This is a genomic window from Paenibacillus pasadenensis, from assembly GCF_002864175.1.
GTDB classification, from domain to species: Bacteria; Bacillota; Bacilli; order Paenibacillales; family Paenibacillaceae; genus Paenibacillus_O; species Paenibacillus_O pasadenensis.
Genome location: NZ_NFEZ01000004.1, coordinates 2,926,292 through 2,938,623, shown reverse-complemented (window position 1 = coordinate 2,938,623; position 12,332 = coordinate 2,926,292). Strand labels below are relative to the sequence as shown.

Below are 12,332 nucleotides of genomic sequence, written 5' to 3'. Positions count from 1 at the left end.
TTCAAAAAAAGCGAATGTATGTTCGAAAAAAGTCTTGGCAAACGGCTTCAAGTAGACTAGAATAGAACTATAAATCGACGAACGAAGGATGTGGATCTCTTGTCAGATCGCCGCGCAGCTTTAGATATGGCGCTTCGCCAGATTGAGAAACAATTCGGAAAAGGCTCCATCATGAAATTAGGCGAGTCCGCCCAGCTGGCCGTTGAAACGGTCTCCAGCGGCGCCCTCGCATTGGATATCGCGCTCGGCATCGGGGGCTTCCCTCGCGGCCGCATCATCGAAGTCTACGGACCGGAGTCGTCCGGCAAGACGACCGTCGCCCTGCACGCGATCGCCGAAGTGCAGCGCACGGGCGGACAAGCCGCCTTCATCGACGCGGAGCATGCGCTGGATCCGCTCTACGCCAGCAAGCTCGGCGTCAACATCGACGAGCTGCTGCTGTCCCAGCCGGATACGGGCGAGCAGGCGCTGGAGATCGCCGAGGCGCTCGTGCGCAGCGGCGCCGTCGACATCATCGTCATCGACTCCGTCGCGGCGCTCGTGCCGAAGGCCGAGATCGAGGGCGAGATGGGCGACTCCCACGTCGGCCTCCAGGCGCGCCTCATGTCGCAGGCGCTGCGCAAGCTGTCCGGAGCGATCAGCAAGTCCAAGACGATCGCCATCTTCATCAACCAGCTCCGCGAGAAGGTCGGCGTCATGTTCGGCAACCCGGAGACGACTCCGGGCGGACGCGCCCTGAAGTTCTACAGCAGCGTGCGGCTGGACGTGCGTCGCATCGAGAGCATCAAGCAGGGCACCGACGTCGTGGGCAACCGGACCCGCATCAAGGTCGTCAAGAACAAGGTGGCGCCTCCGTTCCGCCAGGCCGAGCTGGACATCATGTACGGCGAAGGCATCTCGCGCGTCGGCAGCATCATCGACATCGGCGTGGAGATGGACATCGTGCAGAAGAGCGGCGCTTGGTTCAGCTTCAACGGCGACCGTCTCGGCCAAGGACGGGAGAACGCCAAGCAGTTCCTCAAGGACAACGAGCCGATCGCAAGCGTGATCGAAGGCAAGATCCGCGAGGCGCATAACCTCAATGCGGCTGCGGAGCGCGCCGCCGGCGCCGAAGTTTCGAAGGACGAGGCAGACGAATTCGAGGAGCTGGAGCTCGACGTCTGATTGTTTACCGCTCTGCGAAGTAGCGGCATGACCAAGCATCCCTGATGGAGTCGGGGGTGCTTTTTTCTTCATTAGAATCGACGAGGAAGGGGAGCGGCGTAGATGGAGGAGCAGGAAAAACGGATCACGCGCGTAGAGCAGGACGACAAGAAGCCGTCTCTCTACTGGATTTATCTCGAAGGCAGCGAGGAGCCGGAGCTGTCGGTGCATGAGGATATTCTCGTCAAGTACCGGCTGCTCAAAGAAACGCTCATCGAGCCGAAGCTGATGGCGCGGATCGCGGAGGAGAACGCTCGTTACCGGGCGTATGCGGCGGCCGTCTTCTACGCCGGCTTCAAGATGCGGACGTCGAAGGAGATGTCCGCCTATCTCAAGCGCAAGGAATTCGAAGAAGAGGATATCCGCTATGCGATCGAGCGGCTGCAGCAGGAGCGGGTCGTCGACGACCGCGACTATGCCCGCATGTTCGCCTCCCAGCGTCTGCGGAGCAGCCAGAAGGGCAGCCGCCTCATCCGCATGGAGCTCGAGCAGCGCGGCATTCCAAAGGAGACGGCGGGACGCGCGGTCGAGGCTCTCGACGACGAGGAAGAACGGCGCGCCGCGCTCAAGGCCGGAGAGAAGAAATGGCGGAGCCTGAAGGGAGAAGAGCGGGACAAACGGATGAAGCTGACCGGATTCCTGCTGCGGCGCGGATTCCCGAGCGATCTCGTGCGGGAGACGGTCCGGCAGATTCAGGACTCGGCCGAGGGCGAGGACGACGCCGACGGGGGCTGGCTTGACAATTGATTTTGCGGAAAGCTACAATAATAAAGCATCCATCTGGCATGGGATGCCTTTCCTTCCGTAAATGGGTTCAGGTTTTTTGTCTCCATTTCTACAGTCGTAAAGCACGGTATGGAACCGAATGGCAACAATTGAATATCATTCCCGGCTGATGCCTTGGTGAATGCAACGAGGAGGTGAACAAGATGAACCCCATTTGGTGGATCTTGATCGTTCTCGTTGTTGGCGCGATTACCTTTGGGATTGGTTACTTCGTCCGAAAGTCGTTTGCCGAGGCTAAGATTTCCAGCGCTGAGCAGGCCGCGCTCCAGATCGTCGAACAGGCGAAGAAGGAAGCGGATGCGTTGAAAAAGGAAACGGTGCTGGAAGCGAAAGACGAAATCCATAAACTCCGTTCGGAAGCGGACAAGGACATTCGGGAGAGACGCAATGAGAATCAGCGTCTTGAAAGGCGCTTGCTGCAAAAAGAGGAGTCTTTGGATAAGAAAATTGAGGCACTCGAACGCAAAGAAGAATTGGTAGCCAACAAGGAGAAACGAATCGAGGAAACGCAAGAGCAGATTGATTCCATCTACCGGCAGCAGCAGAGCGAGCTGGAGCGGATCTCCGGCTTGACTACGGAGGACGCGAAGACGATCATCTTCAACAACGTGGAGCAGGAAGTCCGCCACGAGACGGCGCAGATGATCAAGGAGCTGGAGCAGCAGGCGAAGGAAGAAGCGGACAAAAAAGCCCGCGACATCATTTCCCTGGCGATCCAGCGCTGCGCGGCCGACCATGTCGCGGAGACGACGGTATCCGTCGTGACGCTGCCGAACGAAGAGATGAAGGGCCGGATCATCGGCCGCGAGGGCCGCAACATCCGCGCGCTCGAGACGCTCACCGGCATCGATCTGATCATCGACGATACGCCGGAAGCGGTCATCTTGTCCGGATTCGATCCGATACGCCGGGAGATTGCCCGTACAGCGCTCGAGAAGCTCGTCGCCGACGGCAGGATCCATCCCGCCCGAATCGAGGAGATGGTCGAGAAATCCCGCCGCGAGGTGGACGAGCGGATTCGCGAGTATGGCGAGCAGGCGACTTTCGAGGTCGGCGTGCATGCGATCCATCCGGATCTGATCAAGATTCTCGGCCGCCTGAAATATCGGACGAGCTATGGCCAAAACGTGCTGAAGCATTCGATGGAGGTCGCTTATCTGACCGGCCTGATGGCGGCCGAGCTGGGCGAGGACATCACCTTGGCCAAGCGCGCCGGCTTGCTGCATGACATCGGCAAAGCGCTCGACCACGAGGTCGAGGGCTCCCATGTCGAGATCGGCGTCGAGCTGGCCCGCAAGTACAAGGAGCATCCGGTCGTCATCAACAGCATCGCGTCCCATCACGGCGATTGCGAGGCGACTTCCGTCATCGCGATGCTCGTCGGAGCCGCGGACGCGCTGTCGGCCGCCCGTCCTGGAGCCCGCCGCGAGACGCTCGAGACGTATATCAAGCGTCTGGAGAAGCTCGAGGCGATCTCCGAATCGTTCGACGGCGTCGAGAAATCGTACGCCATCCAGGCCGGACGCGAAGTTCGCGTCATGGTCCAGCCGGAGAAGATCGACGATACGGAAGCGTTCCGTCTGGCACGCGACATTACTAAAAAGATCGAGGGAGAACTGGACTATCCGGGCCATATCAAGGTCACGGTCATCCGCGAAACCCGTGCGGTCGAATACGCCAAGTAGGCGAACCAGACATCCCGCTCCTGCCGGAGCGGGATTTTGTCATGATAGGAGGCCATCCATGAAAGTTCTTTTTATCGGCGACATCGTCGGCAACGTCGGCCGTGCCGCGCTGCGCAAGGCGCTGCCGGCGCTCAGGGCGAAGCATAATCCGGATATCATCATCGTCAACGGCGAGAACGCCGCCGCCGGCCGCGGCATCACCGCCGCGATCGCCAAGGAGTTTTTCGACTGGGGCGTGAACGGCATCACGATGGGCAACCATACATGGGACAACAAGGATCTGTTCGACTGGATCGACGATGAGCCGCGGCTCGTCCGTCCGGCGAATTTTTCGAGCGAATCGCCAGGCATCGGCTCCACGGTCATCAAGGCCGGCAGCAAAAAGCTCGGCATCCTCAATGTCCAAGGGCGCACGTTCCTGCCGCCGAACGACTGCCCGTTCAAGACGGCGGATGCGCATCTGGAGCGGCTGAAGCGCGAGACGAGCTGCGTGCTGGTCGACTTCCACGCCGAAGCGACATCGGAGAAAATCGCGATGGGCTGGTATTTGGACGGCCGGGCCTCGGTCGTGCTCGGCACCCACACGCATGTGCAGACGAACGATGACCGGATCCTTCCGCAAGGAACGGCGTTCTTGACCGATGTCGGCATGACCGGTCCGATGGACGGAATTCTCGGCATGGATCGCGACGCCGTGCTGCACAGGTTTCTGACCGGCCTGCCGTCGCGCTTTGTCGTAGCGGAAGGGGACTGGCATCTGCACGGGGTGCTGGCGGTGTTGGACGAAGCGACGGGACGGGCGCAGCGGCTCGAGAAGATCCGCCTTACGGAAACGTCGCTCGCGATGTTCTAGAGCTTGCCGCTTGACCTGACAACGCCTGGCAGCATGGATGCCGTTGCGGAAGAAGGAATTTTTTGTCCTCTCTCGAATAGGTTTAGGGATATAGGGATACGCCACTATTCCTGAGGAGGTACTTGACATGGACGTCTTAAAAGTTTCCGCTAAGTCCAATCCAAATTCCGTAGCAGGGGCGCTGGCAGGAGTTCTCAGGGAGCGTGGTGCGGCCGAGCTGCAAGCAATCGGAGCCGGCGCCTTGAATCAAGCGGTCAAAGCCGTCGCGATCGCAAGGGGGTTCGTCGCTCCGAGCGGCGTAGACCTGATCTGCATCCCGGCCTTTACCGACATCGTCATCGACGGCGAGGACCGCACCGCGATCAAGCTGATCGTAGAGCCGCGCTGAGCCGAAGAGAAAAACATGCAACGGCCTGTTTACGGAGTAAGCAGGTTTTTTTGCGTTTTCCGGAGACGGAAGTGCATATCGTAGGAGAAGAGGCCGGCATCGGGCGGCCGCGAACGACAGGAGGCGGGGCAGATGAACGACAGATATCCAGGCGAGGAGCCTCGGATCGCGGATTTCCATTGCGACGTGCTGAGCAAGCTGCTGGCGGATCCGCGCCTTGATCCGATCGATTCCGCGAACAATCCCGGGCCGGTGACGCTCGACGCGACGCTCGACCGGCAGCGTGCGGGCGGCTATATGCTCCAGGCCTATGCGATCTATTTGACCGAGTCGAAGCACAAAACGATGGATGCGGTGCTCCGTTCGGCCGATCTGTTCGAGCAGAAGATCGCCTCTCATCCCGGATATGCCAAGGTGCGCGGAAGGCGCGATCTGGAGCGTGCGCTGCAGGAAGGCAAGATCGCCGCGCTGCTGACGCTGGAGGGGGCGGATGCGCTGCAGGGAGACTGGGCGCTGCTGCGGACGGCATTCGCGCTCGGCGTGCGCGTGCTCGGCTTGACGTGGAATTACGCGAACTGGGCGGCGGACGGCGTGCTGGAGCCGAGGCAAGGCGGGCTGACCGCAAAAGGCCGGGAGCTGGTCGATGCGGCGCGCGATCTCGGGCTGCTGCTCGACGTCTCTCATCTGACCGATGCCGGCTTCTGGGAGCTGGTCGAGCGGACCGAGCGGCCGCTGATTGCTTCCCACTCCAACTCGCGCCGCATTTGCCCGCATCCGCGCAATCTGACCGACGACCAGCTGCGCGCGCTGATCGCCATGGACGGGCGGATCGGCTTGACGTACGTGCCCTACTTCATCACCGATCGCGGACAGGCCGCAGCGAGCGACCTGCTGCCGCATATCGAACATATCTGCTCCCTCGGAGGGGAAGACCAGTTAATGCTGGGCTCGGACTTCGACGGCATCGAGCAGCATCCGGCCGGCCTGCGCCATGCCGGCGAGGCCGGCCAGCTGCGGCAGGAAGTCGAGCGGGCCTACGGCGCGGCGTTCGCGGAGAAGCTGCTTGGAGGAAACGCGATCCGCTTTTTGCGCCAAAACCTCCCGGAATAAAGGGTTTTCGGGCTTTATCAGGTTTCTTTATAGCTTTCATCGGAATGCTGAATGCGGCAAGTTCGGAGATTTCCTTGCAATTTTCAATAGCGAGGCATAAAATTTAGGAGGATTGAAAGCAGTTCTCACAGCAGATGAGGAGTTGGACTTATCGTGATTAGTCAGCTGTCTTGGAAGATCGGGGGTCAGCAGGGAGAAGGCGTCGAAAGCACGGACCGGATCTTCTCCACGGCCCTCAACCGTCTCGGGTACTATCTGTACGGATACCGCCATTTCTCTTCGAGGATCAAGGGCGGCCATACCAATAACAAGATTCGCATCAGCACGCAACCGATCCGAGCGATCTCGGACGATCTCGATATTCTTGTCGCATTCGATCAGGAGAGCATCGACCTGAACGCGCCGGAGCTTCGTCCCGGCGGAGTCGTCGTCGCCGACGCCAAGTTCAAGCCGCAGCTGCCGGAAGGCATCGACGCCCGCCTGTTCGCGGTGCCGATCACGGCGATCGCCGAGGAGCTCGGCACGTCCCTCATGAAGAACATGGTCGCTTCCGGCGCTTCCTGGGCGCTGCTCGGCCTGCCGCTCGAGGTGTTCAACCAGGCGGTCGAGGAGGAATTCGGACGCAAAGGCCCGGCCATCGTCGAGAAAAACGTCGAGGCGGTCAAGCGCGGCGCCGAGTTCGTTCTCGAGCAGGCCGGAGGACCGCTAGAGGCATTCGCGCTGGAGCCTGCCGACGGCAAGCAGAAGCTGTTCATGATCGGCAACGAGGCGATCGGCCTCGGCACGGTCGCCGCAGGCTGCCGCCTCATGAGCGCGTATCCGATCACGCCGGCCTCCGAGATCATGGAATACCTGATCAAGAAGCTGCCGAAGTTCGGCGGCACGGTCGTGCAGACCGAGGATGAGATCGCGGCCGTCACGATGGCGATCGGCGCGAACTACGCCGGCGTGCGGACGATGACCGCATCTGCCGGTCCCGGCCTGTCCCTCATGATGGAGGCGATCGGCCTCGCCGGCATGACCGAGCAGCCGCTCGTCATCGTCGACACGCAGCGCGGCGGTCCTTCGACCGGCTTGCCGACCAAGCAGGAGCAGTCCGATCTCAATGCGATGGTCTACGGCACGCACGGCGAGATTCCCAAGGTCGTCATCGCGCCGGCCAGCATCGAGGACTGCTTCTACGATACGGTCGAGGCGTTCAACATCGCCGAGGAGTATCAGGTGCCGGTCATCATCATGACCGACCTGCAGCTGTCGCTCGGCAAGCAGAGCTGCGAGCCGCTCGACTACGACCGCATCGAGATTCGCCGCGGCAAGCTGCAGCGCGAGCTGCCCGAGCTCGAGCCGAATGTGCTCTTCAAGCGCTACGAGCTTACCGAGGACGGCGTATCGCCGCGCTCGCTGCCGGGCGACAAGGGCGGTCTGCATCATGTGACGGGCGTCGAGCATGACGAGACCGGGCGTCCGTCCGAGAATGCGCTCAACCGCAAGCGGATGATGGATAAGCGGCTCGGCAAGCTCGACCGCCTGCTCATTCCGGAAGCGATCCGCGTCGACGTGCCGCATGAGCGCCCGGACATCCTGATCATCGGCATGGGCTCCACCGGAGGCACGATCGAGGAAGCCCGCAGCCGCCTTGAGCAGGACGGAGCGGCGACCGGCCAGATTCAGGTGCGGCAGATCCATCCGTTCCCGGCCGAGCAGCTGACTCCTTATCTGGAGGCGGCAAGCACCGTCATCGTCCTGGAGAACAACGCGACCGCCCAGCTGGCGGCGCAGATCAAGCTGCATTGCGGACATGCGGACAAGATCCGCAGCCTGCTCAAATACGACGGCAATCCGTTCCTGCCGTCCGAGGTTTACCAAGCGTCGAAGGAGATGAGCCACGTTGGCCACATTTAAGGAATTCCGCAACAACGTCAAGCCGAACTGGTGCCCGGGCTGCGGAGACTTCTCCATCCAGGCCGCCATCCAGCGCGCCGCGGCGAACGTCGGCCTCGAGCCGGAGCAGCTCGCGGTCATCTCGGGCATCGGCTGCTCGGGCCGGATCTCCGGCTACATCAACGCCTACGGCCTGCACGGCATCCATGGCCGCGCGCTGCCGATCGCCCAAGGCGTCAAGCTGGCGAACCGCGAGCTGACCGTCATCGCCTCCGGCGGCGACGGCGACGGCTTCGCGATCGGCATGGGCCATACGGTGCATGCGATCCGCCGCAACGTCAACCTGACCTATATCGTCATGGACAACCAGATCTACGGCCTGACCAAAGGACAGACTTCCCCGCGCAGCGCGGAAGGCTTCAAGACGAAGTCGACGCCCGAGGGCTCGATCGAGTCGGTGCTCTCGCCGCTGGAGATCGCCTTGTCGGCGGGCGCGACGTTCGTGGCGCAGTCGTTCTCGAGCGACCTCAAGCAGCTGACCGCGCTGATCGAGGCCGGCATTAAGCATGAAGGCTTCTCGCTCATCAACGTCTTCAGCCCTTGCGTCACGTTCAACAAGGTCAACACGTACGACTGGTTCAAGGAAAACATCGTCAACCTCGACGGCGAGGCCGGCGAAGGCTACGATCCGTCGAACCGCCTGGCCGCGATGACGAAGATCATGGAGACGAACGGCCTCGTCACCGGCCTGATCTACCAGGACACGAAGCGCCGCTCCTACGAGAACCTCATCACCGGGTTCAAGCAAGAGGGACTCGCGAACCAGGACATCAAGATTTCCCGCGAGGACTTCGCGAAGCTGGCCGCGGACTTCGTTTAAGCCGTGCTCGCCGAAGCTTCCTCCGTGTATCGCCGCATCGCCCTTCATGGGCCGATGCGGCTTTTTTGCGCAGCCATTGCACAAACGCCTTGTTCTCCCGTGCTCCGGATGCATAGGATAGCAAAAACGATGGGGGCTGGGAACGGATGAGGAGGACCAGGAAGGCGGAGGGCGTCCGAACCGGAAAGATCCCGCTCCATAGACAGGCGCGAAGCAAACTGAAGCCGAAGCCGATGCGGGTCCGGCCTAGAGGCTCCTCATCGGGTCGATCCCTTTCGGGAGTTCGGCATGCCGCGCCGTTCCGTACGGAAGTCGGATTCAAGCAGCAGCGCGTGCTGCTCGTCCAGTTGCTCGATGCGACGAAATGGAAAACCGGGATGGCCCTGTCGGAGCAGCTGAGGCTGCTCGTCCAGGAAGTCATCGCCGTCGACTACCGGGAGGACCTCAAAGAGCTTCTCGCGCTGTACCATCCGGATCTGGTCCTGCTGCTGGGCAACGGCAGCGGCATCTCGCATGCCGACGTCCTGGCGCTGCGCGAGTGGCCGCGCTCGGTTTGGTGGCTGGATGACGACGGGCTGGAACGTCCGCATCCGGCAGGAGGCGATGCGAAGCTGGCGGCGACGCAGCGGCTGGAGTTCTGCTCCGCCTACGAGGAGCTCGGCGCAGCGAGCTCGGAGATGATCGTCTATCCGGTGGATCCCGACATCTACCAGCCCCTTCCGATGAAAGAAGAGGAACGGGCCGACTATCTGCTGCTGGACGACGCGACTCCGGCCCGGCTTCGCTGGCTGCAAGCCATGCGGCGGAAGCATCCCCGTGCCAAGTGGCTCGCTGGCGGAAAGGGATGGCCCCTGGAATCAGTACCGGCGGCGGCTGATCCGCAGAGCCGCGCAAGGCTGCTCAACCGCGCGCGCGCGGTCATCCGCTGGAGCTGGAGCGGAACGCTGCTGTATGAAGCGGCCGCATGCGGAACCGTTCCGTTCCTCAAGACGCTGGCCGCGGAGCCTGCTCTGCCGGATCCGATCGGCGGCTGCGTCCGATTCCGGACAATGACCGGCCTGGCGCGAAAGCTGGACGCTTTCGAGCGTCTGTCTTCGGATGAGAAGCGGGCTGCCTCCAGCAGGATGCTCAAGGCGAGCCGGTTTGACTACAGCCATGTCCCGGTGCTGCTCCAGTTGCTCACAACCGCCTTTAAGTGAGGAGATCCGCCCATGAAGCTCATCGCCTACCTGCTGCCGCAATTCCATCCCATTCCGGAAAACGACCTCCACTGGGGCAAAGGATTCACGGAATGGACGAACACGAAAAAAGCGAAGCCGCTCTACAAGGACCATCATCAGCCGAACGAGCCGTGGGCGGACAATTATTACTGCTTGCTGGAGGATCAGGCGAGGCGGCGCCAAGAAGAGCTGGCTGCTGCCTACGGCTTGCATGGCTTCTGTTATTATCATTATTGGTTCAAGGGAAAGAAGCTGCTGGAGAAGCCGTTGGAGCAGAAGCTGCGCGATCCGCTCAGCACGCTTCCGTTCTGCCTGTCGTGGGCGAACGAATCCTGGACGCGAAAATGGGACGGGGGCAGCCGCGACGTCATCCAGAAGCAGACCTATGGCACGGAAAAGGATTGGAAGGAGCATTTCGAGTATCTGCTCCCTTTCTTTCGGGACAGCCGGTATGTACGGATCGGAGGCAAGCCGCTGTTCGTCATCTACCGTCCGGGCGACATCGGATGCTGGAACGAAATGAGGAGCCTCTGGGAGAAGCTGGCCGTCAGGAACGGGCTCGGCGGCATCTACTGGGTACGTACGCTGGGCGGCTTTCAGGCAGGGAGGCAGGAAGGCTTCGACGCCAGCGTGGAGTTCGAGCCGCATTACACGTTCGCGACCGGCAGTCCGCCTTGGCGCAAGCTCAAGACGGCGGACGGTCCGCATCTCGTCGTGGACTACGATCCGCTTTGGATGGAGATCTTGCACCGGTCGATCCACAGGGAAGGAGAAGCGATCCTTCCGGGCGCTTTCGTCGGTTGGGACAATACGCCGCGCATCGGCAGCCGCGGCCAGAGCTGCCTCGGCGCCACGCCGGAGAAGTTCGGCTGGTACCTGAGCCGGCAGATCCGCAGGGCGAAGGAGCTGTACCGGAGCGAGTTCCTCTTCATCAATGCCTGGAACGAATGGGCGGAGGGGACGTATCTGGAACCGGATCGCCGTTATGGATTCCGGTATCTCGAGGAATTGAATAAGGCGGCGCAAGGGACGAACTGATCCCTCGCGCCTTTTCCATGAGGAGTTAGACGGAAAGGCGCTGGATGGCCAGCGTCGGCGTCGTTCCCTGCGTGTCGATATATAGGACATAGCGGAAGCCGTCGGTTCCCGGCAGCACGAGGCCAGGCTGCGTCTCGGAGCCGGTCGCGTAATAGCGGACGCCTTGCAGGATGCTGAGGCCGAGTGGATTCTGAATCGGAAGGCTCGTCAGATTGATCCGGTTCGCCGCTACGATGGAATCGCCGAACGAGGCCGAGGCGCCGACGGCCAGATAGCCGAGCACGCTCTCATTGGCATTGACCTGGAAATTCCCGGCGACCGTCTCGTTGCCGTTGATCTGGAGGTCGGACTGGAAAGTGCAGTTGGACTGGACCTGGACGGGCCTTGGAGCGTCGTCGGTCCGGTGACTTGCACGCTGTCGAAGGTTGGCATGAAATCTCTCCTCTCTAGCAGATATATCCTAGCGTATGCCGATGGTGCTAGAGTCGTCCCGGCGCTTGTCCCTTGATTCGACATCAAGGTCTGCCCGGTCTATAATTGAGGGCAGGACGCTTCGTCCCGACGAGGAGCTCCGACAAGATCGACGAGTGCAGAAAGGAAGAGCATCATGACTGAAACCAAAACGGTACCTGTAGGCGTCTCCGCGCGCCATATCCATTTATCGCAAGCCCATGTCGAAGCGCTCTTCGGAGCGGGCTATGAGCTGACCGAGTTCAAGCCGCTGTCGCAGCCGGGGCAGTTCGCCGCCAACGAGACGGTCGCCGTCAAAGGGTCCAAAGGCGCTTTTCCGAAGGTGCGCATCCTCGGCCCGGCGCGCAAGGCGACTCAGCTCGAAATTTCCCGCACGGACGCGTTCTCGATCGGCGTGCCCGCGCCGGTGCGCGAATCCGGCAACATCGCCGGCTCGGCCGGCATCACGATCACCGGACCGGCCGGAGAGGTCACGATCGAGGAAGGCGTCATCGTGGCGGCGCGCCATATCCATTTCCATACGGATGACGCGGCTCGCTGGGGCATCGAGGACCAGCAGCTGCTGAAGGTGCGCGTCGGCGGCGAGCGCGGCCTCGTTTTCGAGAATGTCATCGCCCGCGTGTCGGACAGCTACGCGCTGGACATGCACATCGATACGGACGAGGCCAACGCGGCCGGCGTCAAAAACGGCGACAAGGCCGAAATCGTCGGCTGAAGCCGGAAGGTCCGAGAAGCGGCAGGCCGGAGCCGTCCGCCACCCGGCCCATGCGGCTGCCCGAACCGGGCAGTCGTTTTTATGTCCGCGGAGTGGTATAAT

12 protein-coding genes are annotated in these 12,332 nt (G+C 61.6%); 11 read left to right on the top strand and 1 reads right to left on the bottom strand.

What is annotated here, in order from left to right; all coding sequences use genetic code 11:
* The first annotated feature begins 99 nt into the window (after positions 1-99).
* The 10 genes from recA (at position 100) to B8V81_RS22220 (ending at position 11,044) form a co-directional block, all read left to right on the top strand.
* Positions 100-1,164 carry a recombinase RecA gene (gene recA, locus B8V81_RS22265; RefSeq protein WP_101809220.1) on the top strand — a complete coding sequence of 355 codons (1,065 nt, stop codon included), beginning with the start codon at positions 100-102 and terminating at the stop codon, positions 1,162-1,164.
* A gap of 102 nt (positions 1,165-1,266) precedes the next feature.
* Entirely contained in the window at positions 1,267-1,950 is a 684-nt protein-coding gene (locus B8V81_RS22260; protein ID WP_101809219.1) for a regulatory protein RecX, read from the top strand.
* A gap of 182 nt (positions 1,951-2,132) precedes the next feature.
* The gene (rny, locus tag B8V81_RS22255) at positions 2,133-3,674 is read left to right on the top strand and encodes a ribonuclease Y (RefSeq protein ID WP_101809218.1); all 1,542 of its coding nucleotides are present in this window, start codon (positions 2,133-2,135) and stop codon (positions 3,672-3,674) included.
* A 58-nt stretch (positions 3,675-3,732) separates the two neighbouring features.
* The gene (locus tag B8V81_RS22250) at positions 3,733-4,527 is read left to right on the top strand and encodes a TIGR00282 family metallophosphoesterase (protein ID WP_101809217.1); all 795 of its coding nucleotides are present in this window, start codon (positions 3,733-3,735) and stop codon (positions 4,525-4,527) included.
* Between the two features lie 127 nt (positions 4,528-4,654).
* A complete protein-coding gene (locus tag B8V81_RS22245; protein WP_028597363.1) occupies positions 4,655-4,915 on the top strand; it encodes a stage V sporulation protein S in 261 nt (86 codons plus the stop codon).
* A gap of 132 nt (positions 4,916-5,047) precedes the next feature.
* Complete coding sequence (locus B8V81_RS22240) at positions 5,048-6,025, top strand: dipeptidase (protein ID WP_101809216.1); 978 nt, start codon at positions 5,048-5,050, stop codon at positions 6,023-6,025.
* A gap of 153 nt (positions 6,026-6,178) precedes the next feature.
* Positions 6,179-7,927 (top strand): 2-oxoacid:acceptor oxidoreductase subunit alpha, encoded by a 1,749-nt coding sequence (locus B8V81_RS22235; RefSeq protein WP_101809215.1) that lies wholly within the window; start codon positions 6,179-6,181, stop codon positions 7,925-7,927.
* A complete protein-coding gene (locus B8V81_RS22230) occupies positions 7,914-8,786 on the top strand; it encodes a 2-oxoacid:ferredoxin oxidoreductase subunit beta (protein ID WP_101809214.1) in 873 nt (290 codons plus the stop codon). Before B8V81_RS22235 ends, B8V81_RS22230 begins: the two co-directional genes overlap by 14 nt.
* A gap of 377 nt (positions 8,787-9,163) precedes the next feature.
* Positions 9,164-9,985 (top strand): CgeB family protein, encoded by an 822-nt coding sequence (locus B8V81_RS22225; RefSeq protein ID WP_146000542.1) that lies wholly within the window; start codon positions 9,164-9,166, stop codon positions 9,983-9,985.
* Positions 9,986-9,997: 12 nt separating this feature from the next.
* On the top strand, positions 9,998-11,044 hold the full coding sequence (locus B8V81_RS22220; RefSeq protein WP_101809212.1) for a glycosyltransferase WbsX family protein: 1,047 nt from the start codon (positions 9,998-10,000) through the stop codon (positions 11,042-11,044).
* Between the two features lie 25 nt (positions 11,045-11,069).
* Here B8V81_RS22220 and B8V81_RS22215 read toward each other — a convergent pair whose 3' ends face one another.
* On the bottom strand, positions 11,070-11,327 hold the full coding sequence (locus B8V81_RS22215) for a hypothetical protein (RefSeq protein ID WP_101809211.1): 258 nt from the start codon (positions 11,325-11,327) through the stop codon (positions 11,070-11,072).
* A gap of 324 nt (positions 11,328-11,651) precedes the next feature.
* Here B8V81_RS22215 and pduL point away from each other — a divergent pair, with 324 nt between their 5' ends.
* Entirely contained in the window at positions 11,652-12,230 is a 579-nt protein-coding gene (gene pduL, locus B8V81_RS22210) for a phosphate propanoyltransferase (RefSeq protein ID WP_101809210.1), read from the top strand.
* Positions 12,231-12,332: the final 102 nt, after the last annotated feature.